The sequence below is a fragment of the Priestia megaterium NBRC 15308 = ATCC 14581 genome (assembly GCF_000832985.1).
Taxonomy (GTDB): domain Bacteria; phylum Bacillota; class Bacilli; order Bacillales; family Bacillaceae_H; genus Priestia; species Priestia megaterium.
In genome coordinates, this window is sequence record NZ_CP009920.1 from 3,771,501 (window position 1) to 3,797,759 (window position 26,259).

At 33.2% G+C, this 26,259-nt stretch carries 33 protein-coding genes and 3 pseudogenes; 25 read left to right on the top strand and 11 right to left on the bottom strand.

Features of this window, described 5'->3' with window-relative positions:
- Positions 1-59: 59 nt before the first annotated feature.
- Positions 60-677, top strand: a pseudogene (locus BG04_RS31415) (class I SAM-dependent methyltransferase); the annotation flags it as partial.
- Positions 678-794: 117 nt separating this feature from the next.
- On the opposite strand, the gene BG04_RS19450 reads toward BG04_RS31415, so the two are convergent.
- Positions 795-1,442, bottom strand: a complete 648-nt coding sequence (locus tag BG04_RS19450) for a YczE/YyaS/YitT family protein (RefSeq protein WP_034653180.1) — start codon at positions 1,440-1,442, stop codon at positions 795-797.
- 116 nt (positions 1,443-1,558) lie between these two features.
- On the opposite strand from BG04_RS19450, the gene BG04_RS19455 reads away from it, so the two are divergent.
- The gene (locus tag BG04_RS19455) at positions 1,559-2,011 is read left to right on the top strand and encodes a MarR family winged helix-turn-helix transcriptional regulator (protein ID WP_034653178.1); all 453 of its coding nucleotides are present in this window, start codon (positions 1,559-1,561) and stop codon (positions 2,009-2,011) included.
- Between the two features lie 19 nt (positions 2,012-2,030).
- On the top strand, positions 2,031-2,555 hold the full coding sequence (gene paiA / locus BG04_RS19460) for a spermidine/spermine N(1)-acetyltransferase (protein ID WP_016763629.1): 525 nt from the start codon (positions 2,031-2,033) through the stop codon (positions 2,553-2,555).
- 311 nt (positions 2,556-2,866) lie between these two features.
- On the opposite strand, the gene BG04_RS19465 is transcribed toward paiA, so the two are convergent.
- Positions 2,867-3,448: a DUF2087 domain-containing protein gene (locus BG04_RS19465; protein WP_034653176.1), complete on the bottom strand. Its 582-nt coding sequence runs from the start codon at positions 3,446-3,448 to the stop codon at positions 2,867-2,869.
- Positions 3,449-3,767: 319 nt separating this feature from the next.
- Between BG04_RS19465 and BG04_RS19470 the strand changes: the two genes are divergently transcribed.
- Entirely contained in the window at positions 3,768-4,436 is a 669-nt protein-coding gene (locus BG04_RS19470; protein ID WP_034653174.1) for a type 1 glutamine amidotransferase domain-containing protein, read from the top strand.
- An 81-nt stretch (positions 4,437-4,517) separates the two neighbouring features.
- Here the strand turns inward: BG04_RS19470 and BG04_RS19475 are convergent, their stop codons facing one another.
- A complete protein-coding gene (locus BG04_RS19475) occupies positions 4,518-4,712 on the bottom strand; it encodes a hypothetical protein (RefSeq protein ID WP_016763633.1) in 195 nt (64 codons plus the stop codon).
- A gap of 236 nt (positions 4,713-4,948) precedes the next feature.
- Between BG04_RS19475 and BG04_RS19480 the strand changes: the two genes are divergently transcribed.
- From BG04_RS19480 to BG04_RS19490, 3 genes are read left to right on the top strand one after another with little or no spacing between them, the layout of a single operon-like run.
- Positions 4,949-5,413: a hypothetical protein gene (locus tag BG04_RS19480; protein ID WP_034653172.1), complete on the top strand. Its 465-nt coding sequence runs from the start codon at positions 4,949-4,951 to the stop codon at positions 5,411-5,413.
- A gap of 49 nt (positions 5,414-5,462) precedes the next feature.
- A complete protein-coding gene (locus BG04_RS19485; RefSeq protein ID WP_034653170.1) occupies positions 5,463-5,822 on the top strand; it encodes a hypothetical protein in 360 nt (119 codons plus the stop codon).
- A 29-nt stretch (positions 5,823-5,851) separates the two neighbouring features.
- Entirely contained in the window at positions 5,852-6,046 is a 195-nt protein-coding gene (locus BG04_RS19490; protein WP_034653169.1) for a DUF6980 family protein, read from the top strand.
- Positions 6,047-6,139: 93 nt separating this feature from the next.
- Here the strand turns inward: BG04_RS19490 and BG04_RS19495 are convergent, their stop codons facing one another.
- Entirely contained in the window at positions 6,140-6,532 is a 393-nt protein-coding gene (locus tag BG04_RS19495) for a bleomycin resistance protein (protein WP_034653168.1), read from the bottom strand.
- A gap of 773 nt (positions 6,533-7,305) precedes the next feature.
- On the opposite strand from BG04_RS19495, the gene BG04_RS19505 reads away from it, so the two are divergent.
- The 4 genes from BG04_RS19505 to BG04_RS19525 all read left to right on the top strand — a co-directional run bounded on the left by BG04_RS19505 (position 7,306) and on the right by BG04_RS19525 (position 10,226).
- Positions 7,306-7,830 (top strand): hypothetical protein, encoded by a 525-nt coding sequence (locus BG04_RS19505; RefSeq protein WP_034653163.1) that lies wholly within the window; start codon positions 7,306-7,308, stop codon positions 7,828-7,830.
- Positions 7,831-8,521: 691 nt separating this feature from the next.
- Positions 8,522-8,737, top strand: a complete 216-nt coding sequence (locus tag BG04_RS19510; RefSeq protein WP_034653162.1) for a DUF6366 family protein — start codon at positions 8,522-8,524, stop codon at positions 8,735-8,737.
- Positions 8,738-9,128: 391 nt separating this feature from the next.
- Positions 9,129-9,800, top strand: a complete 672-nt coding sequence (locus BG04_RS19520) for an HAD family hydrolase (RefSeq protein ID WP_034653159.1) — start codon at positions 9,129-9,131, stop codon at positions 9,798-9,800.
- Between the two features lie 135 nt (positions 9,801-9,935).
- The gene (locus BG04_RS19525; protein ID WP_034653157.1) at positions 9,936-10,226 is read left to right on the top strand and encodes a hypothetical protein; all 291 of its coding nucleotides are present in this window, start codon (positions 9,936-9,938) and stop codon (positions 10,224-10,226) included.
- Between the two features lie 15 nt (positions 10,227-10,241).
- Here the strand turns inward: BG04_RS19525 and BG04_RS19530 are convergent, their stop codons facing one another.
- A complete protein-coding gene (locus BG04_RS19530; protein ID WP_034653155.1) occupies positions 10,242-10,523 on the bottom strand; it encodes a YesK family protein in 282 nt (93 codons plus the stop codon).
- A gap of 226 nt (positions 10,524-10,749) precedes the next feature.
- Between BG04_RS19530 and BG04_RS19535 the strand changes: the two genes are divergently transcribed.
- Entirely contained in the window at positions 10,750-11,187 is a 438-nt protein-coding gene (locus BG04_RS19535; RefSeq protein WP_034653153.1) for an NUDIX hydrolase, read from the top strand.
- A gap of 94 nt (positions 11,188-11,281) precedes the next feature.
- On the top strand, positions 11,282-11,665 hold the full coding sequence (locus BG04_RS19540) for a YkvA family protein (protein WP_034653151.1): 384 nt from the start codon (positions 11,282-11,284) through the stop codon (positions 11,663-11,665).
- Positions 11,666-12,171: 506 nt separating this feature from the next.
- Here BG04_RS19540 and BG04_RS19550 read toward each other — a convergent pair.
- Entirely contained in the window at positions 12,172-12,672 is a 501-nt protein-coding gene (locus tag BG04_RS19550) for a DUF2062 domain-containing protein (protein WP_034653148.1), read from the bottom strand.
- A gap of 298 nt (positions 12,673-12,970) precedes the next feature.
- Here BG04_RS19550 and BG04_RS19555 point away from each other — a divergent pair, with 298 nt between their 5' ends.
- Positions 12,971-13,882 carry a C40 family peptidase gene (locus tag BG04_RS19555; RefSeq protein ID WP_034653147.1) on the top strand — a complete coding sequence of 304 codons (912 nt, stop codon included), beginning with the start codon at positions 12,971-12,973 and terminating at the stop codon, positions 13,880-13,882.
- 492 nt (positions 13,883-14,374) lie between these two features.
- Positions 14,375-14,971 carry a YdcF family protein gene (locus tag BG04_RS19560; RefSeq protein WP_034653145.1) on the top strand — a complete coding sequence of 199 codons (597 nt, stop codon included), beginning with the start codon at positions 14,375-14,377 and terminating at the stop codon, positions 14,969-14,971.
- A 112-nt stretch (positions 14,972-15,083) separates the two neighbouring features.
- On the opposite strand, the gene BG04_RS19565 is transcribed toward BG04_RS19560, so the two are convergent.
- Together BG04_RS19565 and BG04_RS19570 are read right to left on the bottom strand one after the other, a co-directional pair.
- On the bottom strand, positions 15,084-15,698 hold the full coding sequence (locus BG04_RS19565) for a DUF998 domain-containing protein (RefSeq protein WP_034653143.1): 615 nt from the start codon (positions 15,696-15,698) through the stop codon (positions 15,084-15,086).
- Positions 15,699-15,960: 262 nt separating this feature from the next.
- Positions 15,961-16,395, bottom strand: coding sequence for a hypothetical protein (locus tag BG04_RS19570; protein WP_034653141.1), 435 nt, complete (start codon positions 16,393-16,395; stop codon positions 15,961-15,963).
- A 96-nt stretch (positions 16,396-16,491) separates the two neighbouring features.
- On the opposite strand from BG04_RS19570, the gene BG04_RS19575 reads away from it, so the two are divergent.
- A complete protein-coding gene (locus BG04_RS19575) occupies positions 16,492-16,995 on the top strand; it encodes a DinB family protein (RefSeq protein ID WP_034653139.1) in 504 nt (167 codons plus the stop codon).
- Between the two features lie 199 nt (positions 16,996-17,194).
- Here the strand turns inward: BG04_RS19575 and BG04_RS31850 are convergent.
- A pseudogene (locus BG04_RS31850) lies at positions 17,195-17,299 on the bottom strand (GNAT family acetyltransferase); the annotation flags it as partial.
- Between the two features lie 130 nt (positions 17,300-17,429).
- On the opposite strand from BG04_RS31850, the gene BG04_RS19585 reads away from it, so the two are divergent.
- The 7 genes and pseudogenes from BG04_RS19585 to BG04_RS19620 all read left to right on the top strand — a co-directional run bounded on the left by BG04_RS19585 (position 17,430) and on the right by BG04_RS19620 (position 22,171).
- Entirely contained in the window at positions 17,430-17,735 is a 306-nt protein-coding gene (locus BG04_RS19585; RefSeq protein ID WP_034653136.1) for a hypothetical protein, read from the top strand.
- Positions 17,736-17,947: 212 nt separating this feature from the next.
- The gene (locus BG04_RS19595; protein WP_034653132.1) at positions 17,948-18,178 is read left to right on the top strand and encodes a DUF3923 family protein; all 231 of its coding nucleotides are present in this window, start codon (positions 17,948-17,950) and stop codon (positions 18,176-18,178) included.
- A gap of 362 nt (positions 18,179-18,540) precedes the next feature.
- Positions 18,541-18,891 carry a hypothetical protein gene (locus BG04_RS19600; RefSeq protein WP_034653129.1) on the top strand — a complete coding sequence of 117 codons (351 nt, stop codon included), beginning with the start codon at positions 18,541-18,543 and terminating at the stop codon, positions 18,889-18,891.
- Positions 18,892-19,001: 110 nt separating this feature from the next.
- Positions 19,002-19,334: a hypothetical protein gene (locus BG04_RS19605; protein WP_034653127.1), complete on the top strand. Its 333-nt coding sequence runs from the start codon at positions 19,002-19,004 to the stop codon at positions 19,332-19,334.
- Between the two features lie 95 nt (positions 19,335-19,429).
- A complete protein-coding gene (locus tag BG04_RS19610) occupies positions 19,430-19,912 on the top strand; it encodes a hypothetical protein (protein ID WP_230586576.1) in 483 nt (160 codons plus the stop codon).
- 476 nt (positions 19,913-20,388) lie between these two features.
- Positions 20,389-21,312 (top strand): annotated as a pseudogene (locus BG04_RS19615) (LysR family transcriptional regulator).
- Positions 21,313-21,481: 169 nt separating this feature from the next.
- Complete coding sequence (locus BG04_RS19620) at positions 21,482-22,171, top strand: alpha/beta fold hydrolase (protein ID WP_080775534.1); 690 nt, start codon at positions 21,482-21,484, stop codon at positions 22,169-22,171.
- A gap of 34 nt (positions 22,172-22,205) precedes the next feature.
- On the opposite strand, the gene BG04_RS19625 is transcribed toward BG04_RS19620, so the two are convergent.
- Positions 22,206-22,847, bottom strand: coding sequence for a DUF4825 domain-containing protein (locus tag BG04_RS19625; RefSeq protein WP_051975621.1), 642 nt, complete (start codon positions 22,845-22,847; stop codon positions 22,206-22,208).
- Positions 22,848-23,077: 230 nt separating this feature from the next.
- Positions 23,078-23,917 carry an alpha/beta fold macrolide esterase gene (gene mle / locus BG04_RS19630; protein ID WP_034653125.1) on the bottom strand — a complete coding sequence of 280 codons (840 nt, stop codon included), beginning with the start codon at positions 23,915-23,917 and terminating at the stop codon, positions 23,078-23,080.
- Between the two features lie 441 nt (positions 23,918-24,358).
- Between mle and BG04_RS19635 the strand changes: the two genes are divergently transcribed.
- Together BG04_RS19635 and BG04_RS19640 are read left to right on the top strand one after the other, a co-directional pair.
- On the top strand, positions 24,359-25,135 hold the full coding sequence (locus BG04_RS19635) for an SDR family oxidoreductase (RefSeq protein WP_034653123.1): 777 nt from the start codon (positions 24,359-24,361) through the stop codon (positions 25,133-25,135).
- A gap of 283 nt (positions 25,136-25,418) precedes the next feature.
- Positions 25,419-26,210 carry a phosphotransferase gene (locus tag BG04_RS19640; protein ID WP_034653121.1) on the top strand — a complete coding sequence of 264 codons (792 nt, stop codon included), beginning with the start codon at positions 25,419-25,421 and terminating at the stop codon, positions 26,208-26,210.
- Positions 26,211-26,259 lie beyond the last annotated feature (49 nt).

A 26,259-nucleotide genomic window follows, 5' to 3' on the forward strand; every position in this document is an offset into this window, starting at 1 on the left:
CGCCTTTTACTAGTTTAGGATAGATGATTAATGCTAGCTATAAAAAGGAGGAGTTTAATATGATAACGGACAAACATTTTTTAAACGCTGTAAACAATACAAACGTTGATTTTACTGGATGGGATTTTTCTATTATTACTCGTACTGGTCATATGGATAGCGACATGCTTTCGTGGTCATACGGAAGTGAAGCTTTTCGTCTTATTCAAAACTCTAATGTCGCTTTAGATATAGGAACAGGAGGAGGAGAATTTTTATCTTTGTTACAGCCTTTTCCTCGCGTTATGTATACTACAGAAGGATAAAAACCTAACGTTCCAATCGCTAAAAAACGTTTAGAACCGCTTGGTGTCAAAGTTGTTGAACGAACTGAAGACGAAAACTTACCGTTTAAAGATGATACATTTGATTTGATTTTGAACCAGCACGAATCTTTTTGTGCTTCAGAAGTAAGAAGGATTTTGTCAAAGGAAGGCACGTTTTTCACGCAGCAAGTGGGAGGGTTAGACTGTTCACGAATCAATGAATGTATAGGGGTTCCAATAAATAAAGAGTTTTGCAATTGGAATTTAAAGAAAGTAATAGAAGAGCTTAAACAAAGTTCTTTTAACATTATCTCTTGCAAAGAAGAGTTTCCTGTACAGAGATTTTATGATATTGGAGCGCTTGCCTTTTATTATTAAAGCTGAAGCAAAGTAAATAGTGTAAACTAATCACATATAAAAATCGGATCTCTAACTGGAGATCCGATTTTTATATGTGAATGATGATTGTACATAAACGTTCTATTTCAGTTATGTAATGGAGCGTTTATGATCTTTAGTATGATTTTGTGATATACGAGAGTTTGTTAAAATGCAGTCTAATGCTCTTTTAGTAATGGGCATAAAAAAATTAAGCAGCACGCCGCCTAAAAACACGGTTAATAACGTTCCAACACCAATTGGTCCGTTTAAAATCATTGCAGCTAGTAAAAATGTGAAGTAAATCAATGTTCTTGCGAGAAATAAATTTGTTTTAACTAGTTTTTGTATGATTAATGTTAAGCGATCAATTGGAATGGGTGCAAAATTTGTATGTAAATAGGCAGAGGTTCCTACACCTATAATGATTAAACCAATTCCATAACAACATAATTTGCTGTACCATATCTCAAAGGGAGCCCAACTCTCTAATAAAAAAAGCCATATATCAATACCAAGACCCGTAATGAATGCGGTCAACAGTCCCAGTACTTCCGGCTTTTGTTTGCTTAAAAGAGCATTGACGCAAATTAAAACACTGGCAAGTATCATTTCCCAGCTTCCAACGCTAAGACCTACGTTTAGGGATAGTCCAACTAAAAGTGCATCAAAAGGTGAAGCTCCTAGGTTGGATTGGATCGTCAAAGCAATTCCCAGAGTTAATAGTAAAATTCCTCCTGCATAAACAACATATTTCACTGTAATCAGATCCTTTATTCATTATTTTTTGTTGCAAATGCAACTATTTTCAGGTACATTAAACGTATATTATTTTTATTGTATTTGCAACAAAAATATGTGCGAAGGAGATATTTATGAGTGAAATTCTGCGTGAAATTGGAATGATAGCAAGAGCATTGGATTCGATTAGTAATATAGAATTTAAAGAGTATGACCTGTCTAAGGGGCAGTATTTGTATTTAGTGCGAATATGTGAAAATCCCGGAATCATTCAAGAAAAGTTAGCTGAGATGATAAAAGTAGATCGAACAACAGCGGCTCGGGCTATAAAAAAGCTTGAAATGAATGGTTTTATTGAGAAGAAAGACGATCTCCACAATAAAAAAAATAAAAACCTTTTTCCTACTGAAAAGGGCAAGAACGTATATCCGTTTATAAAAAGAGAAAATGATTATTCTGATAAAGTGGCATTAGAAGGTTTTACCCAGGAAGAAGCAGATACCATTCTTAAGCTGGTTCAAAGAGTAAGGAAAAATATAGAAACAGACTGGGAGTTTGTCAAAAAAGGAAATAAGAGAAATTATTGAGGATATAAAGGAGAGGCGCATGTCAGTGATGATGGATATAAAAAAATGTACTCTTGAAGATGTAAATCACCTTAAAAATATTAGCTACAAAACATTTAATGAAACGTTTAAAGATCAAAATTCACCTGAAAACATGAAAGCTTATTTAGAAAAAGCATTTACAGTCGAACAGTTAGAAAAAGAACTATCAAATACGTCCTCGCAATTCTTTTTTATGTATGTTAATCATGAAATTGCAGGTTATTTAAAGGTTAATACGGATGATGCTCAATCTGAAGAGATGGGGGAAGAAGCGCTTGAAATTGAAAGAATTTATATAGGTAACAGCTTTCAAAAACGAGGGCTTGGTAAACATTTATTTAATAAAGCAGTAGAGATAGCAACGACACTTAATAAAAAGAAAATGTGGTTAGGCGTGTGGGAAAAAAATAAAAATGCGATTGCTTTTTACAAGAAACAGGGATTTGTTCAAACTGGATCTCACTCGTTTTATATGGGAGACGAAGAACAAATAGACTTTATTATGGTTAAAACACTTTTATAGTTTTTTAAAAGATAAATAAAGTATGATAAGGATTATTCACTAATTTAACTGGTAGAGGATAATCCTTATTGCATACAGAGGTTTTATGATTTTTTTCAAAGCAGATGCTTTTAGGGTAAGCAGTAAGCAAACTAATATGGCTGCTGTGCCAGCATATAGGAGAATGAAATTAATGTCACATGCTTACCAAAACGTTGGCTTTTTTCATTTTGGAAATTACATTTTTACTTTAATTCTATTTGAAATAACACATGTTAATTAGATACATATCGAATTAGAAAGGTTAAAAAATGAACGTTTTTACGCTCATTTTAAAAAATAACGGGCCACATCTCTTTCGGATTTAACTCATATTCTCCATTTTGCCTATACATAAAATGCTGCATAATTAACTCTCTGCGAATCGTTGCATAATCTTCATGATATTTTTTAATATGTTCATTTAATTCTTTTTCTTGATACGTTTTTCCGTGCTGTAAATCACGTATTAAATAGGCTAATATCACGTTCTTTTTCTTTCTTTGACTTGGAATGATTTTTAAAGTACCGTCACTATTTATAAAGTTTTTAACAATAGATAATTTGTCTTTATCCTGTAAATGGTTGTCTTGATTTTCCATCGAATCCTCTCCAATACTTAAAATAGCCTTCGAGTTATATTCAAGTCTTTCAAGGTCTAGATAAAAATAAACAATGTTCCCTTGTCTTCTTTGATAAACAATTCCTACATCTCTTAGCTTTGAAATATGATGAGTGATAGTTGAAGGCTGTAACCCCAGTTTGTAAGCAATTGCTTGCCCGTGAAGAGATCCTTTTTTTAATAGTGAAATAATTCTAATTCTGGTAGGATCACCAACGGCTTTATGGTAATTCACCAACTTATCTAATTGCATAGCTGAATACCTTCTCTCTTTAATTCGATATACATCTAATTAGATATTAATCGAATTAGATGTATATGTCAAAAAAATGAAAATATTTAAAGTGAAGACTTGTCACACTGTATATAAAATGCTCTGTATAATCTTTAAACTATAAAAAAGCACTTATTTCTTCGTATAATTTCACCATTATTTTTACCTGTTCTTTTTATTATTAAGAAAAAGTTACCATGTTTTCATCAAATAATACCGGAGAACATATTCAAAGAGATAAATGAATTATTAAAGATACATGTATGTAAATAATAAATGAAAAAGGAATGAGTAAATCATGACAGGAAATTCAAAAATTTTAATGGTTGTTACAAATGGACATACAATGGAAAACGGAGAGCTTGCTGGTATTTGGCTTACGGAATTTTCTGAAGCATATTTAGAATTTAAAAAAGAAGGATACGAAGTAGTCGTAGCAAGTCCAAAAGGCGGAACATCGCCTGTGGATCCTAACAGCTTAACAGATGATGTGACGGACGAAGACAAAGAAGCAGGAAAGCTTTTAGAGAATACAAAATCATTAGCTGATATAAGTTCACAAGAATTTGCAGGTATGTTTGTACCTGGAGGGCACGGAACAATGTTTGACTTTCCAGACGATACGCGCTTACATCGTTTGCTAACAGAATTTGCTGAAGACGACAAGCTAATTGCAGCGGTATGCCACGGACCGGCAGCTCTTGTAGGCGGAAAGCTTAAAAACGGTGAGCCGATTGTAAAAGGAAAACGTATTACAGCGTTTACTGATTCAGAAGAGAAAGATACAACGTTAGATAAATACATGCCGTTTCTTCTTGAAACAAAGCTTCGTGAGCTAGGCGCTGAGTTTATTGCAAAAGATAATTGGAGCGATCATATTGAAGTAGACGGAAAGCTTTTAACAGGACAAAATCCACAGTCTACTATCAGCCTCGCAAAAGAATTTGTACGTGCTTTAAACGCGTAAAAGTATGCATGACCTTAATAGGGTGAAATAAAATAGGAATTAAGGAAAATAAAAAGGGCAGCTATTTAAATAGCTGCCCTTTTATTTATTAGAAGATTTATTTCTGAAAATGTATGTAGTAATTCCTGTCACAATGATAACAGCTACAACACAAATGATCAGACGAACAATCTGTGTCACAAAGATATTATTTGCAATACTCATGTGTTTCGTTAGAATTAACGTTCCATAAGCAGCTAAAACAGATAAAAACATATTGACGATTCGTTGAGCCATGTTGTCGTTACTCCTTTCGCTTCACTACTTTACACTTTAACATATGTGCTCACTGTAAAAAATATCGAATTACAAGTATGTCAGAAAATCAGCACTCCAGGAAAAGAATCTACTTGTAAGGAAGTAGGTGATATTATATTATTTATGGCGACTAAACGCAGTTCAGGGAAAGAAATGAGATTCCTTTAGTCGAATTTAACATGCTTATATTCTTTTTTTAGATAGGTGGGAAAAGCTTGTTTGATAAATTGAAAAAGCTATTTATGGATAAACAGGATCAGGAAGCAGATGACAAATACATTTTAGTCCCTGAGAGTGAAATAAATGAGACTTTAAAAAGAGATATAGTAAAGTTGGAAGAAGTAGGAGAGGCATACTGCAAAAGTCTTCAGCACAAATATAGAAGTGAATTTGAACGTGATGGTAAGCAGAACTTAAAAATATGGGTGTGCCGAGATATTGATGGCGACCAACTACCAAATCTAAGTTCGAAGCAGTGTTTAGAAAAAGAATATCGTTCCCAGATTGCAATAAACTTTGATGGATTTACAGATGAAGAAGATGCATACGTTTATTACATCCAGTTGTGGTATTACGTTGGTGGGTATTTTAAAGGGACAGGCACTTTGTATGATTTGTCAAAAAATCATTTAGAAGCTGATATTGAAGAAAAGTTAGAAGAATTACTGAACCAATTATAGATTTCTACTTAGCACTGAGATTATTTGTTAATACACAGGGGGAAGGAATATGAGGGGGCGGCCACAGTTAGAAATAGAAAGGGAAAAAGTTTATAAAACGAAAAAAAATCCTAACGGAACATTTATAGCGCGAATTATTCAAGTGCCTAAGGAAGAAAATATGTTAGATTTTATGCTGGAAATCAAAAATTTAAAGAAAAAGGAACTTTCTTATAGAAGTTTATTAGTAAGGACTGAAAACTGGTACTATTCTTTTCGTCTTGCTAGAGGAGATCTGAAATGGGTATCTTTGCATACAGTAGCGGTATGGGACCGGCTAGGACATAAATTAGTTGAGGTAGCGGCTCCAACCGGTAAGGAAAATTATCGTATTTCCGATGAACACTGTTCAGTTTACCGAGAAAAGTAATAGTGACCATATAGTTAAGGAGAAAACGAATGAAAAAGCATTGCTGCGATTATATGAATTATCATGCGAACTTTACGTGTGGTATTCATAGTGATCCGTTTGATTGTCCAGATAATCTTATCTTATTTGATAAAACAAATAAGGCATACGGTTTAATTATCCATGATGGTGGTTCATCCATCATTGGAATTTCATTTTGTCCATGGTGTGGTGCAAAGCTATGAATTAAGAAATGAAGAGGTATCTTTTGCTTAAGAGATCCTCTTCGCTCTTGGAATAGGGGGATAAAATCACGAACATAAATCAAAACAGTTTTACTATTGTATTGAATAAGCCTGAGAAAACCTTAGCAAGTAGCCATCTGGGTCTTGAACTATAAATTCTTTCTGAGTAAAGCCACTATAGTTATTTATCATAGTGTCTCTAAAAAGTGAAATATTATGGTTCTTTAAGTTTTGTAAAATAACCTCTATATTTTCTACTTCAATTTGAAAATTAATCCCTCGGCCATATGGGTATTCAAGTTCAGCAGTTTCCCAATGACCATTACATTGCTCAATCATCATTTGTGCTCCGTTTAGTGAAATAAATGTAAATTGGTCCTCAGTACGTTCATAGTTAAGTTTAAATCCAAGTATCTCTAAATAAAACTTTTTTGATTTGTGAATATCTTTTACTGATAGTTCTGGTATTAACTTATTAAATTTCATATAATTGCTCCTTTATTTACAGGGCTGCTGTTTGTTTTAATAATACCGTATAGATATAAGCTGCACACGCCTTATTCTTTATTACGTAGAAGTAAAGCCAGAATTTCTTTTATGTTAACAAAAGGTGTATACGATATTCATAGTAGTTTAAAGCCATAGTATTGTAGATATAAAATACCGAAATGGGGGATTAGGCTTGATCTTACGTTATCTAGCTATGTTATCTGGGTTGGGAATAGCTTTATTAAACCTTTTTGATCCTATACATCAAGGGATTACGCGCTGGTTAATGGTTATCTGTGGCTTGTTAATTTTTATTAGCCATTTAAAATTCATCGTAGATAAGAAGTCAAAAAGAATAGATAATCAAAATAAGACCTACTGATAAGATTTTCTTTTGATTTAGTCCTGTTGATAAACGGTGTTATGTAAACGAAAAAATTTTTGAATATGTAGAGAAATAAAAGAGAGAATTATATGTTATAATAATTATGAATATCCAAATAAAGGAATTATTTATTATGATCAATCGTAAATTTAATTCTCTATTTATAGTCTATCCTATCGTTTTCTTTGTAGTGCGTACTGTTTTTTCTTTTGTGAAAAATAGCGCTGCGGAATCTGTCTATGAGACGTTAGCTATACTTGCCATGTATTACTTTGCAGTTAGTGTTTTCTATTCGATTGACTTATATATGCAAAAGAAAAATAGTTAATAAATTAGAAAGTACTGAGAGCCAGAGTAAAAACAAATGATATAAAGGAGTCTAACAGTGCGCATTAAGAATTATTTTGTGTTTATTTTTCTACTCGTTTTACTATTAGTAGCTAGCTGTGATCCATCTTCTACACCTAAAGAAAAATACTATTCAAGCACCAAAAGCACAAACCTTCAATCAGAAAACGTTAAGGCAGTATCAATAGGAAGGTCTAAATATGACGTAGCAAGTTGTTTGAGGAAGAAACCAAAATTTATAGAGGTTACTGAGCAGCCTCCGTACACTACCTACATTTATGGAAAAAGTACAGAAAAGTATGATGTTGAATTTAAAATAGTAGATAATAAAGTCAGCAGATATTATTTGCTTAGTGACAAGTATGCTACAGAGAAGGGAATACATACTGGTGACAGCAAAAAAGATGTTATTAGGGCGTATGGAGAAAATTATTACGAAAGAGAAGATACCGGAGCAACAATAGTAGGGTATTTTGATAAAAATCATAAATTCAATATTGAGTTTTCTTTAGATGACAAGGATAAAGTTGGAGGCATTTTGGTTCAAAAAATGAATAATTAAGATGAGTAATAATCATTTTTGCTGCAGCTTTTAATATGTACTCATTTATGTAAATTGAGTATGTTTGAGCTATAAATCTAAAACAAATAAACAGAAAGGGTTTTTTCCTATTGAGTACGTTTACTAAAGTAGTACCGTCAGCTTTTATACTTCTCTATATAGTATTTTTCTTTTTAGATATTTCTTATCATTATGGTGTTCCTTATTCATATAGCTTTTTTCTTTTTTTATTTTTGTCGTTAATATCTCTAGTCTTATGTTTAGTAATATGGTTTAAGGACAAGGAACGTCTTTTTCTATTTTTGAGTGTAGTTTCAACCCTCCAACTTACGTTTACTGTCTTTATTTATCTTTTGCCAGAAGCAGGAACTAAACCATTAATTTATGAAAAAGTAATCACAAAAGAAGATGTTTTACATAAATAAGCTTACACAAAAAAACTTGAAGGATGTGTATCTAGTATAAGGTTATTAAAGAGATCCCTTAAATAAAGAGGATCTCTTTGGTGTAGGTTTTTGTAATAGTAATTATATTAAATAGATCTGTATACTTCTTCATTACAACGTGGTGTTTCATACTTATTAAAAAAAGAAATGTGTACAGTTAGTATAAGAAAAGGGATCTAACAAAAACCATTAATTTATATTTTAACCATAATATGTTATAGTATTTTAAAAATGGTGGTGTAATAATGAACGAAGAAAAAGAAACACCCGAAAGAAAAAGAGAGAGATTAAAATACGAAGAGTTAAAAAGAAACCCCGCAGGGAATATGAATGATGCATTTAATAGAAATGAAGCTGGAAACCTATCTGGTTTAGCAGGCAGCTTAGGATGGAAGGGGCTAGGTATACTTATTACTGTACTGATTATAGGCTTTATCGTTGTGTCCCTATTTTTAAAATAATATGAGGTTTATAAATTAAGAGTACTGGAGGAGCCATTTTGAAAAATTATGCAGTGTTTATTGGTAGTTTTATAGTGTTACTGTTTGCTTTTCAAATTGTTTCTGGGCTATTTCTTACACTTACATATGTACCTGAGACTTCACAGCATTTGAGTAGCTCAACGATCAGTATTTTTTCTTTTAATTATCCATTTTTAAGTTCTATTATAGCAGCGACTTTTTCATTTATTATTTCAAAGAAAGTATGTAAAGTTAAAAAGAGCACCTATAAATGATTAGGTGCTTTTTGTGCTGAGAACATTCATTATGGTTTTTAACAACTGTAGGTTTTCCTTTTTATGGTATTATATATAAATACATATTTAATACTGCCGAAAGAGGGAGATACTTAATGTTGCAATCACTGATTTTTGATATGGACGGAACGCTGTTTCAAACAGATAAGATTTTAGAATTATCGCTTGATGATACCTTTAACCATTTGCGCACAATCAATCAATGGGACGCTAGTACTCCTATTGATAAGTATCGTGAGATTATGGGTGTACCTTTACCAAAAGTATGGGAAGCTTTATTACCTATTCATTCAGATGAAATGAGAAAGTATACGGATGACTATTTTTTGAAAAGCTTAGTGGAGAATATAAGAAAAGGGAAAGGTGCTTTATATCCCAATGCAAAAGAGGTCTTTAGCTATTTAAAAGAAAATAATTGTTCCATTTACATAGCAAGTAACGGTTTAAAAGAATATTTAGAAGCAATTGTAGACCATTACGATTTGAATAATTGGGTGACAGAAACATTTAGTATTCAACAAATCCAAACCCTCGATAAAGGTGATTTAGTCAAAACAATTATAAAAAAATATGATATCAAACATGCTGCAGTAGTAGGAGACCGCCTATCTGATATCAATGCTGCAAGAGATAATGGTTTAATGGCAGTGGGGTGTAATTTTGATTTTGCTCAAGAAGCTGAGCTTGCGCAGGCTGATGTGGTAATAGATGATTTGAAGGAGTTAAAAAGGATTGTATCTAACATAAATAATAGCTTGTCAGTCTAATGGGCTTTTATGCATTATAAAAAAAGGATTAATCTCATTTGTCATCACAAATATATTCATAGTAGCATTAGAGCTAAAAAGCTGGGGCTAGGTTGAAAGATAAAACTTTTTCATTATGAGAAAGGCGGGGATGAAATGGCAATAGGAATCGCATTAACTGTTTTAGTATTAGGTCTTATGTTTGCGAGTGGACTAAGCCAAGGAAAGTTAGCTAAAAGAAAATATATAGTATGGGGAACGACTATTATATTAATAATAACTCCATTCTTTTCATGGGTTGTTTCTATTCTGTTTGGTATTAATCAAGGAGATGGTTTTGCAGCAGTTGGTTTAATGATGTTATTATTGCCGCTTTTCTTTTTAATCGGAGTCGTTACTCTTCTGATAGGTATTTTTAAGAAGGACAATATGAATAAATCTATTTAGAAAGCAAAGAAAGCTCTAAGATTTATTCATGGGGCTTTCTTTACTTTTTATTATCTCACTTAACGATAGGATGATTATAGATATAATTGATCCTATAAAAATAGCAAAATTAACTACTCCAATTCCCATACCAGTTAATCCTCCGTAAAAATAGCTTATGACAACAACACTTAGACTAACTATTCCTGCAATTAAAGGTATTGTATATTTTAAAGAGGATGTTGTTCTGCCCAGTTTGTATGAAAGTAAAAGTAAGCAAGCAACTGTAGTTATAACAATCAAGTACATTATAGCCATTTTTAACCTCCTTGAGCTGTATGACATAAATATTACCATAAATTTACACGTCGATAAATGGTTTTTTGAATCTAGAAACAACGATTGGAAATAAATCATAGCCTGTCTATCTCATAGATTTTAAAAGCGAGTTTATACCAACCCAACATATGTATGTGTAATTTACCAAAGAAGTTTGTTGAAAAAGAAATTTTGTAATTAGTATCTATTAAAGAAGGAAGCGAATATGCAAGATAAAACGATGATAACAAAAGTTATGGCTTACATAACTAGATTCAATGAGCCCTATACAGAGTTACTAGTTTGCGAACACAAAGATTATCCAGAAGCAGGAGTTCAAGTTCCAGCCGGTACTGTAGAAGAAGGAGAAACAATTGAAGAAGCTTTATATAGAGAGGTCAAAGAAGAGTCTGGGTTAATGGATTTTTTATCGGTGAACAAAATAAAAACATACGTTTATCATCATGAAAGTAAAAGTCAGTATCATGAACGACATGTTTTTCATTTAGAAGTTCAAGAAGAAACGGCAGAAAGGTGGGAATATAAGGTGAATTCTGAAGGGGAAGATGCAGGATTAATCTTTTTCTATTATTGGGTTCCTGTTGGAGCTGTTCCTAAACTAGCTGCAAATCAAGATGACTGCATTAATCAGTTATTCGTATAGTTTTGAATTTACTCATAAAAGAAACATGCAGTTAAACAAAAAATAAAACCGATTTTCACATTATATTAAACCGTCCATAAGGAGAATAGGAAACATGCTTAATCAATTAAAGCTGTGGGCTAAAAAGTTAAAAAAGCAGCTATTTATCTTATACTTAGCTTATAAAGATGAACGAGTATCTTGGTATACCAAATTATTTACTGCTTGTGTTGTTGCATATGCCTTCAGTCCAATCGACTTAATTCCTGATTTTATACCGGTTTTAGGCTATATTGACGATATAATCATTGTTCCTTTAGGAATTATGATTGCTTTGAAGATGCTGCCTAAAAATGTAATAGAGGACTGCACACTAAAAGCAGAAGAGCTCATTCACAATGAAAAACCTAAAAACTGGGTTGCAGGTTCAATTATTATCATAGTATGGCTACTTATTTTTATGTGGAGTTGTTTTATTGTTTTTAAGTTTTTAAACTGAATGTACTCTTATAAAGAAAAAAAGATATATATAAGGAAGCTAAACAATCTCTAGAGAGTTTATTGAGTAGTAGGTCAAATGCTTGGAATGGGGCTTGTAGTAAATGATTTTATCGGAAGAATCAACTGGAGAAATATACTTGCATACAATCCTGTAGAATACTTTGCATTAATCCTAGCAGCTAGCGGGGTCATCATCTCTCTGATACTAGGTATACAAAGTTTGTACCGATGGATAATTGACCAAAGAAATCGAAAAAAATGGGTGAAACAGACTGTGTTATCTTCAACAAAGGAGTGAGAGCAGATCCTTATTTCCTCCATATGCATCTTAAAGCAGAAACAAAGGTTGTATCTTAGCCCATAGTTGGTAACCACAGGTATCAATTATGGGCTAATTTATCTCTATGCCTTTTGAAGAAATGTTCAGGTTAATGGTTATATTTTTATATAAATTATATTGATTTACAATTAGAAATAAAGGTTGAAATTAAACTAATAATCCATTTATTTAGTACGTTTTTTTATTATCCATTTTTTAGAGATGTAGTGTAAGAGAAAGCCTCTGTACTGATTTATAATATAGTAACTAACAATATAGAGTATACTTCCAAACAAAAAGCTATTAAGAAACATTCCCGTTAAAAAATTCTTTCCTACTTTCGCTCCTAGTTCTAGTCGATTATCCAAATTTCCATCTGCACTTTGAAGTAAAGTTTGATCAAAATCAAGTGGAAATATATATCCTCCAACTACTGTATTCAAATAAAACATCAACGGAAAAGCCCACATAAAAAACATTCCACCAACGAGTCCTGCTATGCTGTTTCCTTTACATAACTTAGCTAAACCTACGGATATTATAAGGCCAAATCCAAAGGTAGGAACAAAGTTCACAACAGAACCTAGACTAAAACCTAGCGCAACTTTATGTGAATGATCTTTTAATCGTAATAGTTTAATAAGTAAGTATTTAAACCGGCGCTTCAAAACCACTATTTTGTTCACATTATTCCTCCTATCTCTTTACGCTTGTATCCTATTTTTTCTTTTTATGGTTACAACCATAAAAAGGTGCTTTATTGTATGAAAGATTTAGCGGTATATACGTAAAAAGAAGAGTAACTTTAACCATTATAAGTATATTTATACTTTATATGACAAAATAAATAATTACCTCCTAATAAATCAAGTGTTTTTTTAATTGTCACAAAAAATTCACAAATAGGTTGTTTCTTTTCTATTTCTCCCTGCTAAAATTTTATAGTCAAGAACAAGAAAAATATAACATCGGGGGATATACTTAGTGAAAAAGATAATTTCTTCATTAGCTTTATGCTCATCATTGATTGTTTTGCCAACAATCAGCCATGCAGCTTTAGGAGACAAGCTATTAAAAGAAGGTATGACAGATCCAGACGTAAAAGAATTACAGGATGTTTTAAGACAGAAGGGCATATTTTCAGCTACTTCGACTGGCTATTTTGGTTCAATTACAAAAGATTCAGTTCTAAGCTTTCAGCGTTCTCATAGTTTAACCGCTGATGGAATTGTAGGATCTAATACATATCAAGCGCTAATAGGTAATTCAACAAGTGCGGTTACGAGCAGTACGCTTCTAAAATATGGAATGACTAGCAATGAAGTTGAAAAAGTACAGCAATTGTTAAAGGAAAAAGGTTACTTTAATGCCACACCAACAGGCTATTTTGGTACAGTTACTCAAACTGCGGTTATGAATTTCCAACGGGATCATGGCTTAGCCGTGGATGGAATAGTAGGTCCAGCTACTTTGAATGCCTTAAATAACACATCTAGCAGCTCCACTGGTTCTTCAACTGTCAATAGTTCAACGCAAGCGACAGCTAGTGATATTGTTGCTTATTCCAAAAAATTCATAGGCGTACCATATGTGTGGGGAGGAACGTCTCCGAGTGGTTTCGATTGCAGCGGTTTCATTTATTACGTGTTTAAAAATGGAGGTGGAGTAACTGTACCGCGAACAGTAGCTACCTTGTATCAGTCAGGAAAAAGTACATCTACTCCAAATGTAGGAGATATTGTGTTCTTTGATACTACTGGAGGTCCTTCACATGCTGGAATTTATATTGGAAACGGGCAGTTTATTCATGCTGGCAGTTCAACGGGTGTAACTATTGCATCGTTAAGCAATTCTTACTGGGCACCTCGTTATTTAGGAAGTAAATCTATCCTCTAATAGATTACTAGTAAAAAAATATAGCAATTGAAACTAAGCAGCTTTATTCTTATTTGTGTAAATAAAGTGAAAAGTCCTGATATATAGTCAGGACTTTTTGTTATAGCAGCGAACAATGGTCTTAATATAAATGATGTAACTAACTCTCTTTACACTAAAAAACTGACCATTATGGTCAGTTTTTTAAGGTTAATAAATAAGTTATTTTGCTCACTTCTCATATCGTTTGTAATTTTATCATTAAAAAATGAAAAATAAGTAAAAAAACAATATTAATACAAATAAGTGAAAAAATATTTAAGTTTGTATAAAATTCATGTGATTCACAAAAATATTGAGAAAGAACGTTCGTTGAAATTTTTAATGTTAACTTTTATATAAAAGCTGTGATTGCTTACAGAATGCAAAGTTCTTTTGAAAGCACCTTTTTATTTTTATGAATATTGAGCTTTATGATACGATATGAAGTGAACTTTTTAAATGAGGGTCTATATGCAAAAAATTAAAGGTAAAAGAATAAAAATCAGTATATTTATGCTGGGATTAGGGATTGTTTTTTTTCTGTTTGCCGGGAAAGAGCTTGTGGTAAACGAAAAGCCGGTAAAATCTGACGTGATTATTGTGTTAAGCGGTGATAATGATCGACTGGAGAAAGGAATTGAATTATATAAAAAAGGCTATGCCTCTCATTTAATCCTTTCGAATGGTCAAGAGAATAATTTTTATCATCAAGCCAAGGAATCAGGGGTACCTGAGAATTCAATTATATTAGAAAATCACGCTACAAGTACTACGGAAAATGCTAAATTCACAAAAAGGCTAATGATGAACTATCATTTTCAATCCGCTATCGTTGTTTCTTCCAACTATCATATGAAAAGGGTAGAAAAAAACTTTAATAAAGAATTTAAGGATACCCAAATACAATTAACCTATTGTTCTAGTGGAAGTCGCTATTATAATCCACAGAGATGGTGGGAAACTGCTTTAAATAGAAAAGTTACCTACACAGAATACGTCAAGCTTATTGGCAATTATTTTGGTTTTAGCGGAAAGAAATCTAAAGAATTATTAAGAGAATTTATCTAACAAAATCGTATAAAAAGTCCAGAGGGGATGTCTCTATGGACTTTTTGCTATTTAAAATTACGAGTAGTTGAACGTAATCTTGTAAGCTCATATGAAACGGAATGATAATGGATTACTTGTTTAACATAAAGGAAAGCACGGTGCCCCATATAAAGATTACTAAATAGAATAATCTTTGCAGCAGACCGGTAGGCATAGGAACAAAAAATACAAACATAATGAGTATGAGGATGAATAGTAAGGAGACTAAACAGCCATAAGTCCAATACTTGCCGCTGGTTAAAGAAGATGCATATATCCAAAAACCAGCTAAAACAGTGATCATGCCAAGTTGAGCGAATATTGAATGCCAAAATAAATTTATATCAGCCGGTATAAAGCCTGAAACAATGTTACCCAAAGCTAATATAAGAATAAAAGCTGTTGCTAGTTGGGTTATTTTTGTTTTCTTTAGGTTTTGTGAAATGTACAGAACACCAATTGAAAGTGTTAATCCGTTTATAATAAACAATACATTCATCCAGAAATTGTGAGGAGAGCAAATTTCATGAGGTGCAATTGAATAGGTGTAGGTTCCACAAGAAGTTACGCCAAGATCACTCATTGCGTGATGTAAAAAACTGTAGGAAGCAGTTGAAGTCAAAATAAAAAAAGGTTCAACTAAAAAATACAAGCAAGTAGCAAACCAGCTTAAAATGCCAAGCTTTTTCGATATATACAGAATCATCACCTCTTAAAAAGTATTATATACGAATTGTATATCCAAATAATGTTAAACAGAATGGTCTTGAAGCCTATTTTTAAGTAGGGCTTGAGGTTGATGCGAGGAAGGAGGACAAAGTGTTTAAACTTGAAGGTGCTTAGGAAAAGGCCTCTTTACTAATGTTTTGTAGCGGTAAAGAGGTTCAAAAGCTGCTTAATTAGAAATGAATAACGGCTGATTATGCACCCCCATACGTAAAGTTAATGTATTCCAAACGCGGTGACATTCAAGACATTTTCTCTAGAATTTTATAATCTGATGTTTTTTGAATATCTACATCATATTCATGTGCAAATGTTTCTAATTCCTTAAAAACATTTGGTGGATTAAATAATGCTATTCGCATATTCCACCCGTTTTCTACTTTTACTACTGCTAATTTTGTTTTCCAACTTAACCGTTTAAATACAATTTTTTTAATGTTCCTTGGTTTAACAGTTTTTGCATATACTTTAAACCGTAATATATATGTTCTATAGGTTAAAGTATCTTTGTCTATCTGAAATTCATATCTGAGGAAAAGGGAAAGAAACGAACAAAGGATAGCAAAAAGAAGTAAAAAATCAAGTGCTTTATATTGAACTGCTTGAATGTATAACAAAGCATTTAAAGGTAATAGAGTGAAAATAATAGTTTTTTGAGCGGTAGCTTTAAATAACATAGAATCTCCTTTCTTTAGTAAATAAGCCAACTGGTTTTTTCTATGATATTATTTAAGTGTTAATTTAGATTAGATTTATATTGGGAGGTCTTTTACATGTATAACACCATTTCAGATTTTATCAAAGAATGGAACAGCGAAGCCATGCTAACTCAAAAAGTTTTGGATAGCTTAACAGATGATTCATTGAAACAACAAGTTTACCCTGAAGGACGTACGTTAGGAAGAATTGCTTGGCATTTTACAACAAATATTCCAGATTATCTAACTGAATTCGGACTGAGCATAGACAGAATAGAAAGTACAGCAAGCGTTCCATCTTCAGCACAGGAAATCGCTATAACCTTTAAAAATGTAAGTTCTCACGCTGCTAAAATCATTGAACAGCAATGGACAGATGAATCTTTAGAACTCACTCAAGAAGCGTTCGGAAGAACCCAATCAAATGCCACAATCTTAATGGGACTAATCAAGCATATTGTTCATCACCGAGGTCAAATTACCATTCTGATGCGTCAAGCAGGACTAAAACCCCCTGGAGTTTATGGACCTCCAAAAGAAGATTGGGTTCATTTAGGTGTGGAAAACCCACCGCTTTAATAATATCAGGTAAATAAAAAAGAGGCTGTTCATAGAAAATACTATAAAATTTTTTTCTAGGCAGCCTTTACGTAAAACCTAATTAATCAGTTAGTACTTACTCTGAAAAAGCTTTTGAGTACTGCACAACACCTTGCATATTTTTTGATAATCCCTCTGTTAACTCTAAGGTCATAAAGAATTCTTCAGGCACGTCAAAATGTTCTTTCTTATCGCTGTATTCTTCATTTAAAAAAGCGCTTTTCACAACTTCTTCAGTTTTATTATATTCTTCAGTGAGTTCTTGTTTAATTAAGATATCCATAATTAGTATGTGTATATTTTATAGTGTTATATTTTATGAGTCCACCCTTAATACATAATATTTGTAAATTTTTATGGTAAAATATACTATATATGTTAAATTAGAGTGTGTGAATAAGGGGTAATATCTGATGTTGAACGTATTATTTATATGTTTAGTAAGCTGCTTCATTATTTATATTGGGAAACGTGTATGGAAAAAAGGTAATACTAGTTTCATTGCTGGGTATGGAAAGATATTTACACCTAAGGATGAAAAACAGCTCGCTAAAGGAATTGGCCTTATTATTATGTTATTTGGCTTTGAATCTATAATATTCCCCATTCTCTCTTTGTTTTTTGAAGGGATTGGATTTTATTATGGATTGCTGGTTGTATTAAACTTCTTCGCTATATTTGGACTTATGATAAAGGATCAGGTGCAGGGAAAAGTCTAAGGAGGAGAAAAAGATCAATAAAAATATTCGACTTATGATTGGTTTACTCAGCACTATTATCCTGTGTTTCTATGGAGTAAGAGGTTTATTCATACATGAAACAATACCGTTTTCTTCTTACCTCTTTGCGGTAGGTGGAGCTATCTCCACCATTACTCTTATCTGGGAATTAAAAAAGAAAGATACTGCTTAAAAGTGGAAGGAGTGATGATGTGAAAAGACGATGGATTTCCTGGTGGATAGCTAATATAATTTGGATCATACTTTTCGTCGTAGGCACAGCTGTTGTCTGGACAAGAGAAGTGGATGGAGCGGGTGTTACCCAAACACCAGAGCTAAAATTGTTCGCATTTATAGTGTTGCTAATTGTATTTATTTTCCCTTTGATTATTCAAGTTATATGGCTAATTATTAATTTTAAAACTAGTAAGCATGTACTATAGAAACTAGGAATGATGTTATGGAATAGAGAGGGATGATGTGTATGTACAGCAAAAAGTGCTCTAAATGTGATTCAACTCTAATCAAAGCTCGTATTCAATCATCACCTGGTACAGTAGGTGTAAATAAAACACCGAGCAGCATATTAAACAACAATCACAATTACAGTGAGTTAATACCTTATGTTTGTTCAAGCTGCGGTTATGTGGATTTTTTATGTGGAGGAGCCTGGAAAGTTTGTTTAATAGAACTTTTAGGATTGTTCGTTTTCGAATACACTATGATACGTTACTGAACTTGGTATATCCTCTAATGTCTATTTTAATTAAAGGGCAAGGAAAATGGTTTGCGGAGGCTGCTTATTATGAAGAGAACACTTAGTTTTCTGTCAGTAGTTTATTTAACCGTTCTAACTGCATGTAACCAAGAAAGTACAGGAATAAATATAGAGAGCTCTGCTATCATTGTGATAGTTGGAAATAAGGAATATAACGGAACAGAAGATAAATTAGATCAAACACAAGAAATAGGAGACCAAATAGGAACAATAGAAAAGAAAACTAAAGCAACTAAAATGCCGGCAGGTAATAATCAATCAAACTATTTTACAGTTGGTTCAGAAATCTATTCAGTAAAAGGAACAGAGGATTATATTATAGTTAAAGATAAAGATCATAAAAGTCAGTTAATGAAAAAGGTAGCCCAAAAAAGGTGAGTATTATTTAAGTTGACTACTTTATCTTTTAGAAAATACGTTCTATGTGAGCGTATTACATATATCAAAACCTAATTATAGTAAAACAAAAAAAATTTAAGAGGTCGAAAGTGAATAAAAAAATTCGATGGAGCTTAGCTAGTTGTATAACAATTATAGGGGCGTTAAGTATATATTTTTTGTTCTTTTCTTACGATAAGTTTTATGTAACAAAAGACGAGAATATGTTTAACACAAAGCTTTTAAGTGATACATATGGAAATTATGAGTGCGTGGAGATGGCTGATCAAACAAAGTATGACTCTAAGAAATATTTTAGAGCCTTTTGTAAAACACAAAATGGGGATCTTGTTTATGCTATTAAAGGTGATCCTAAGCATAAACAAGTGCTGCTAGTTGAAAACACAGAGATGCCTATGTGGTTTTTATATTCTAGTCAATAAAGGGGCTAAAGTGTCTACAAAATCCATTATGTTAATTAAAGAGGATGTATTATTTTTCTCTTGAAATATAGTTGGAATAAAGAAGGCGCTGCGTTATGAAAAAGTTCTCTCTTAGTTTATTTATTGCTTTTCTAGTATTTATAATTTCAGCTTGTTCAAATACAGAGTATGTAAACAATGTCGAGCACTTAAAATTACAAAAAACAGAGGTAAGGCTAACAGATGATAAAAAAATCGTTGGGGAGATGATAGTACCTGATAAAAAGAATAAAAGTAAACGTATCGTTCCAACCGAGTTATACTATACATTCACGATGGAAAACACGTCCAATAATATTATGGCTCTCTCTGATCTCGATAAAACAAAACTTCGCATAGAACCAGATAAGGAGTTAGTATCAGCTGTAAAAGAAGCAATTGGTTCAAATATTTATAATATGGATAACAATAAGTTAGGTATTGGTATGAGTATAGGAGAAATTCCATCTAAAGGAACAAGTAAATTTACTCTTAGTTATACCTTAGGAGCAAAACAAAAAATAATGAATTACCTCTTTTGCCAGCTGAAGAAAAACTAAAAAAGCTACAGGCTAATGCATTAAAAGGCACACTCATTATCTCTCAAGATGACAAGGACATTGCGGAGTTCAGGTTAGATTCAAGACAATAAACATGATTTCAAGTGTAAATAAGCGAATAATCCACTTACTCTGGCAACATACGGAGTTAGTGGATTATTCGCTTATATTTAAGCGCTTTTATGTGACAACTTTTTTTACGTGTGAGATTAGTTTTAATCATTTAGTCACGATAAGCGCTCGAATAATTTCATTCCAATAGTATTTGAAGTTTTTTTCGCTGGTATCTTTTTTCGCTAGACTCATTGATTCCTTCGTATTCTCTTTTTTTATAGACATTATGATTTCCCCTTATCTCTTTATATTTAGTATGTTGTGGTTTGATTTACCATATTTTATAATGAAATTAGCAATCATTACAGATGAACATTACGATTGAATCAATCGAAATATCCGATTATATAGAGGTGAGGAAAATCGAAATAAAACAACTAATTACATTTAAAACAGCTGCAGAAAATTTAAATTTTACCTATACAGCTAAAGTTTTAAATTTTGCTTAATCAAGCGTTACCGCTCAAATAAAAGCTCTTGAAAATGAACTTGAAACGCCTTTGTTTGAACGTTTAGGGAAGCGCTTAGTTTTAACAGAGGCGGGTAGAGAATTTAAAAGATACGCTGATAAAATGATTCAATTGACTAAGGAAGCAAAAAACGCTGTAAGCGGAGTGGAGGAGCCTGCGGGTACACTTATTATTGGATCTTCTGAAAGCCAGTGCACGTACAGGTTACCTCCAATATTAAAAGAGTTTAAGGATCAATTTCCAAAGGTTAAAATGATTTTTAAGCCCATTTACTCTCACACACAAACAAGAGCGCAGCTACTAGACGGTACTCTTGATATCGCCTTTACAATGGAGCCTATTCAGCATCATGATGCAAATTTACATACACAATGTCTTGTTGCAGAAGACTTAAAAATTATTGCTTCTCCTCAGCATCCTTTAGCTGATAAAACGGATATCTACTTAGAAGAGCTTGAAAATGAGACTCTTTTATATACTGAGTCGGGTTGTTCATATCGGGTAGTATTGGAAAACTTGTTTCGCGAGGCAGGTATTTGTACATCAACTAAATTTGAATTTGCAAGCGTGGAAGCTATTAAGCAATGTGTCATGCTGGATTTAGGTATTGCCATATTGCCCGAAGTAGTAGTAAAAGGAGAGCTTGAGAAAGGCATATTAAAAGAATTGGCTTGTACTAAAGTTGATACGCCCCTTTATACACAAATGGTTTGGCATAAAGATAAATTTATGTCTCTTCCTTTACAATCTTTTATTCAATTGGCTTGCAGTACTTTTGGTTTAAATTATATAGGTATCCAAAGTGAAAAACTCTAGGTACGTTAATTATGCTGACTAAAGAATTACACAGGATATATAAAATAATCTAATGTCTTTCCCAATAAGATAAAAGGTGAAGGAAATCTTCATTCCTTCACTAATATATAGATGAACCTTAATAAACTAGATTTTAATTGGTGAAATCTGAGTTAGGAGTTGATCTGATTTGGAAATGAGAGTAAATCAAATCGAACTAAATGGTTTAACATTTCAATATCGAGAGGCGGGTGAAGCTTCGGCACCCGCCATTATTGCACTTCACGCTTTGGGAATGAGTGCAGAGTCTTGGGATGAAGTAGCAGCTGTATTAGGGAAGGAATATCGGTTTCTAGCTTTAGATCAGCGAGGGCACGGTGGAAGTGAGAGAACCGGCACCTATACGTTTGAACTTATGTGCGATGACTTGCTTCAGTTTGTAAATGCGATGAATTTGAAGAGCTTTACGTTGATTGGGCATTCTATGGGTGGTACGGTGTCCTATCTTTTTTCTGAAACATTTCCAGAAAGGGTAGATCAATTGATTGTTGAAGACACTCCTCCACCTTTTACAGGAGAAAAGTTCGAAATTCCTGCCAAAGCGCCTGGTCCTTTACCGTTTGACTGGGAGGTTGTACCTTCAATTCTTCAACAGTTAAATAACCCCAATCCTAAATGGTGGGAAAGTCTTACAGAGATAATTGCACCTACTCTCGTCATAGGAGGAGGATCCAGCCATATTCCTCAAGATAAATTGCAAGAAGTTTCTAAGCGCATTCCAAATTGTAAATTAGTAACGATAGAAGGGGCTGGACATGAGGTGCATGCAGGAAACTTATCCGCTTTTTTAACTGCTGTGAAAAGCTTCCTTGATTCGTGACTTTCTGGAGCTTTTATTTAATTTGAAAGTTTGGTTAAGTAAATAGAAAACAAATAAAGAGCCTTAAATAAGGCTCTTTATTTGTTCTTAATTCTTTTACGATAGGAACATTCTTAAAAAATTGTTCTCGAATAGTTGCCGATTTAACTGCTTTATTAATCTTCTCTTTATTATTATCTATAAATTGCTGTGCGTTTTCTTTATCAAATAACTCATTGCTACTTGGTAAAGTTTGAATGTTTTTGGAAATGAATTGTTTCATTTCTTGTCTAGATACTGAGAATTTCTGATCATCTATTTTAAAACTGTACCCTTCAGCATTAGGTATTAGTATCGTTAAATAAATAGCATTATAAAGAAAGTTTTTCTCTAGTGTATCCTTACCGTCGAGCCAATATTTTAATATTTCATCTTCTGATAAAGAGTCCTCTTTAGTACCATACATTATTTTTGGTGTTTTATTATGTAAATTAATTTCTTTAAACGTTTCTCCTCCAGGCAATGCTCTTACAATAGCTACTACGTTAGAATTATCTCCAACATAAGTTCCACTGTGGTCTTTAAGATCTTTTACATCAACAGTGTTAATGCTTGTGACTTCTTCTTTTGAAGAACAGCCGGTTATACCTACAAGTATTAATAAGATCAAACAAAAAAGCACCTTAAAATATTTCATAAAAACCTCCATTTTCTTACTTTAATACCCTTATGTGGATATTTAACGAATTATCAGCGTATCGTAAATATGATGTTTTGAAAAGATGTAGGTACTTTTGTACAAAATACTCTTTGCTATAGGAAAAGTTTTGTCTACTGTAAGTAGAAGGAAGGAACTTTGAAACATGAAAAGACCCCAAAGCTTTCTTAAAAAAGCGCTTTGAAGTCTGCATATCTCATGTTTTGATTTTAGGAGCTAATCTCTACAATTGATTTGATGATTTGTTCCCAGTCTTCACTATGGACTTCATGTCCTGTACGCTCAAGAGCTATTAGATTAGCATGAGCAATAGCTTTTGCAAGAGCAAGTCCATGTTCGTATGGGAGTGCCGGATCTTCTGTTCCATGAATAATCAGTGTAGGTATGTTAATTTCACTCAGCCTGTCATAATATTGTCCGCCTCCTTGAAGCAAAGCATGATTAAATCTACTCGGCAGCTGTTTAGCACGGGCAGCTTCTCTTTCTGCTAGCTTATACATTCTTTTCTCTTCATAAGGTTTTGTTCCACTTAAAATTTTCCATCCACCTGCAAGGTAGGGAACGGTTTCCTCTTGATTTGACCAGTCTATGGAAGTGCTCTTCGTGTGGTAATCAAGTATCTGCTGATCCATTGGGGGCAATTTTTCCGCCTCCGTTCCAAATACGCTTGATGCAATTAAAGTAAGGGAGTCTATGCGATCCGGATATCTAAGAGCAAGGATTTGTCCTATCATCCCGCCCAAAGACATTCCCACAATATGAGCTTTGTCTATAGAGTAAGCATCTAAAACACCAATTGCATCGTCAGCCATATCCGTTATTGTATAGTTAGACGTACCGGGTGGATAAGTGGTAGATCGCCCTAAATCACGATGGTCGTAACGAATAACAAATCTCTCATGTTCAGCGAGGCGAAGACAGAAGTCTTCATCCCACCAATCTAACGAAGACATTGCTCCCATTATTAAAAGTACAGCAGGATTCTTGGGGTTTCCAAAACTTTCTGTACAAATCTCAACGTTATCAATTTTTATTATCTCTTCATTCATTCGTGTACCTCCTTTTAAGTGTTAGAGAAATGAAAAGCAGTCCTTTATTCAGTTCTCTAACATAGGGATATTTCCTTTTAGAATTTTATTTAGGAAATCGGTTATTCTACCTATCTCTTTACCTTTTTACTAAAAAGTAAAATATAGCGTTCTTGAAAATGTAACTAAGGAAAGAGCCTAAACTTGTTGGAGACTAGGGGGATTCAGCTTTTGCTGTCTGAAACATGTTGATAAGGCAGGAAAGTTGAATGCATGTATGGAAAAATACTTATGTGAGGTGAAATAAGAATGAATGATTACTATGGAGAAAATACCTTTTAAACTTTAATTATATTTTTTTATTTATTACAACTTGATAGATTAATATACATATACGGGATTGCTGAATTCGTGTGCTATTGATAAGCATATGAATTCAACGTTCTCATGAGGAGATGCTTTATGAAGCGGTTAATAAATAAAATTGCGATTGTTACTGGTGCTAGTCGGGCAAAAGGTATTGGTACTGAAATATGCAGGGAATTAGCTAGAGAAGGCGCAGATATTTTTTTCACTCATTGGTCAAAGTATGATCGTTTAATGGATTATTTTAATGAGGATGATTTTAAATGGTCGAAACATCTTATGGAAGAGATTCGCAGTCTGGGAGTGCGATGTGAATCAATGGAATTGGATTTATCGCAACCCGATGCACCAAGAAAGTTGCTTGATGAAGTTCAAAACAAACTAGGTTCTCCATCAATCCTTGTAAATAATGCAACACATTCCGTGGACGTAGATTTTCGTTCTATAGATGCTGATATGCTTGATGCTCATTATAACGTGAATATTAGAGGGACATGTCTTTTGACTGTTGAGTTTGCACGTCTAATCGAAGGCAAGCATGGCGGTCGAATTATTAATATGGTTTCAGGTCAAGATAAGTCACCTGAGCCTGGGAATTTGGCTTATGTTGCAACAAAAGGGGCTGTGTCTACGTTTACTAAATCAGTTGCTATTGAATTAGCACCTCTTAAAATTACCGTTAATGCTGTAGATCCTGGACCAACTAACACTGGCTGGATGAGCAGTGAGTTAAAGGAAGAGCTACTGTCAAAGTTCCCAATGGGTCGACTTGGTGAGCCCCGGGATGCCGCAAAATTAGTTATCTTTTTAGCAAGTGAAGAATCAGAATGGATTACCGGACAAATTATTCACTCAGATGGAGGCTTTTGGTGATTTAACATAGTAGCGGTCTTCCACTTTTTAGCGGATTTTTGCATGAAACAAGCAGTTAAAAGGATCTTCGAATGAAGATTCTTTTTTATAATGTAACGTAATATGACGATAACCGATTTTCTCCACTTTATTAGTCAGTCCCAAAGGATTGTTGATGGGCTCCAAAAGAAAAAGTACGGGCTTTTCTAAATCAGTAGTAAGATGAGATATTTCATTTATGACGAATGCTTTATCATTTTCACTTATTGACGACAAATAGGATATATTCAGGGGGAAGGTTTATATGTCAAGCTTTGAGGACGAAGAAGTGCTAACAGGAGGGAATGTCTCTAACGTTTATCGCTCGGGAGATACTGTACGACGAGAATTAAAATTAGATAGTCATAAATTTCATAAGCTATTAAAGCATTTAGAGAACAAAGGTTTTAGTTATGCACCAAAATTTTTAGGCATTGACGAAAAAGGAAGAGAGGTCTTATCATTTATTGAAGGTGAAGCTGGTAATTATCCCCTGAAGAAATATATGTGGTCTGATGATGTTTTAATAGAAATAGGGAAAATGCTCCGTCTTTATCATGATTCAGTGAGTGATTTTTCATTTGATGACAGCTGGAAATCAATAGATAACACTCCTAAACCATTTGAGATACTATGTCATAATGATTTTGCCATATACAACATCATTTTCAAGCACGAAAGACCAGTAGGCATCATTGATTTTGATGTTGCTGGGCCCGGTCCAAGAATTTGGGACATTGCTTATACTCTTTATACGTGCGTCCCTTTAAGTAGATTTTATCTTTCTGAAACAGGTGAGAAGATTTATTATAATTCATTGCAGCATGCTCAACATATAAACCGAAGAGTGAAATTATTTTTTGAATCATACGGCGAAGAATTACAAGAAGGTTATTTGGAAGTGGTATTGCTGCGATTAGAGGGGTTATGTAAAACAATTACAAGAAAAGCCAGTGAAGGCGACAGTGCGTTCCAAAAAATGATACACCAAGGGCATCTTGAACATTATCAAAATGATATTAAATTTATTCGTGAACATAGGAGAGAATGGGTTTAAGGATAAGTTTTAATTAAAGAAACAACACACTTTTATTAAAAAGCGTGTC

What these genes read in the sequence shown, in the direction of transcription:
- BG04_RS19600 (WP_034653129.1), top strand. Translation starts at nt 18,541, where the DNA reads ATGAAGAGAACACTTAGTTTTCTGTCAGTAGTTTATTTAACCGTTCTA.
- BG04_RS19465 (WP_034653176.1), bottom strand. Translation starts at nt 3,448, where the DNA reads ATGCAATTAGATAAGTTGGTGAATTACCATAAAGCCGTTGGTGATCCT.
- BG04_RS19535 (WP_034653153.1), top strand. Translation starts at nt 10,750, where the DNA reads ATGCAAGATAAAACGATGATAACAAAAGTTATGGCTTACATAACTAGA.
- BG04_RS19530 (WP_034653155.1), bottom strand. Translation starts at nt 10,523, where the DNA reads ATGGCTATAATGTACTTGATTGTTATAACTACAGTTGCTTGCTTACTT.
- BG04_RS19490 (WP_034653169.1), top strand. Translation starts at nt 5,852, where the DNA reads ATGAAAAAGCATTGCTGCGATTATATGAATTATCATGCGAACTTTACG.
- BG04_RS19565 (WP_034653143.1), bottom strand. Translation starts at nt 15,698, where the DNA reads ATGATTCTGTATATATCGAAAAAGCTTGGCATTTTAAGCTGGTTTGCT.
- BG04_RS19510 (WP_034653162.1), top strand. Translation starts at nt 8,522, where the DNA reads ATGAACGAAGAAAAAGAAACACCCGAAAGAAAAAGAGAGAGATTAAAA.
- mle (WP_034653125.1), bottom strand. Translation starts at nt 23,917, where the DNA reads ATGAATGAAGAGATAATAAAAATTGATAACGTTGAGATTTGTACAGAA.
- BG04_RS19570 (WP_034653141.1), bottom strand. Translation starts at nt 16,395, where the DNA reads ATGTTATTTAAAGCTACCGCTCAAAAAACTATTATTTTCACTCTATTA.
- BG04_RS19610 (WP_230586576.1), top strand. Translation starts at nt 19,430, where the DNA reads ATGAAAAAGTTCTCTCTTAGTTTATTTATTGCTTTTCTAGTATTTATA.
- BG04_RS19625 (WP_051975621.1), bottom strand. Translation starts at nt 22,847, where the DNA reads ATGAAATATTTTAAGGTGCTTTTTTGTTTGATCTTATTAATACTTGTA.
- BG04_RS19475 (WP_016763633.1), bottom strand. Translation starts at nt 4,712, where the DNA reads ATGGCTCAACGAATCGTCAATATGTTTTTATCTGTTTTAGCTGCTTAT.
- BG04_RS19525 (WP_034653157.1), top strand. Translation starts at nt 9,936, where the DNA reads ATGGCAATAGGAATCGCATTAACTGTTTTAGTATTAGGTCTTATGTTT.
- BG04_RS19560 (WP_034653145.1), top strand. Translation starts at nt 14,375, where the DNA reads ATGCAAAAAATTAAAGGTAAAAGAATAAAAATCAGTATATTTATGCTG.
- BG04_RS19495 (WP_034653168.1), bottom strand. Translation starts at nt 6,532, where the DNA reads ATGAAATTTAATAAGTTAATACCAGAACTATCAGTAAAAGATATTCAC.
- BG04_RS19520 (WP_034653159.1), top strand. Translation starts at nt 9,129, where the DNA reads ATGTTGCAATCACTGATTTTTGATATGGACGGAACGCTGTTTCAAACA.
- BG04_RS19470 (WP_034653174.1), top strand. Translation starts at nt 3,768, where the DNA reads ATGACAGGAAATTCAAAAATTTTAATGGTTGTTACAAATGGACATACA.
- BG04_RS19540 (WP_034653151.1), top strand. Translation starts at nt 11,282, where the DNA reads ATGCTTAATCAATTAAAGCTGTGGGCTAAAAAGTTAAAAAAGCAGCTA.
- BG04_RS19585 (WP_034653136.1), top strand. Translation starts at nt 17,430, where the DNA reads ATGTTGAACGTATTATTTATATGTTTAGTAAGCTGCTTCATTATTTAT.
- BG04_RS19575 (WP_034653139.1), top strand. Translation starts at nt 16,492, where the DNA reads ATGTATAACACCATTTCAGATTTTATCAAAGAATGGAACAGCGAAGCC.
- BG04_RS19455 (WP_034653178.1), top strand. Translation starts at nt 1,559, where the DNA reads ATGAGTGAAATTCTGCGTGAAATTGGAATGATAGCAAGAGCATTGGAT.
- BG04_RS19640 (WP_034653121.1), top strand. Translation starts at nt 25,419, where the DNA reads ATGTCAAGCTTTGAGGACGAAGAAGTGCTAACAGGAGGGAATGTCTCT.
- BG04_RS19635 (WP_034653123.1), top strand. Translation starts at nt 24,359, where the DNA reads ATGAAGCGGTTAATAAATAAAATTGCGATTGTTACTGGTGCTAGTCGG.
- paiA (WP_016763629.1), top strand. Translation starts at nt 2,031, where the DNA reads ATGTCAGTGATGATGGATATAAAAAAATGTACTCTTGAAGATGTAAAT.
- BG04_RS19485 (WP_034653170.1), top strand. Translation starts at nt 5,463, where the DNA reads ATGAGGGGGCGGCCACAGTTAGAAATAGAAAGGGAAAAAGTTTATAAA.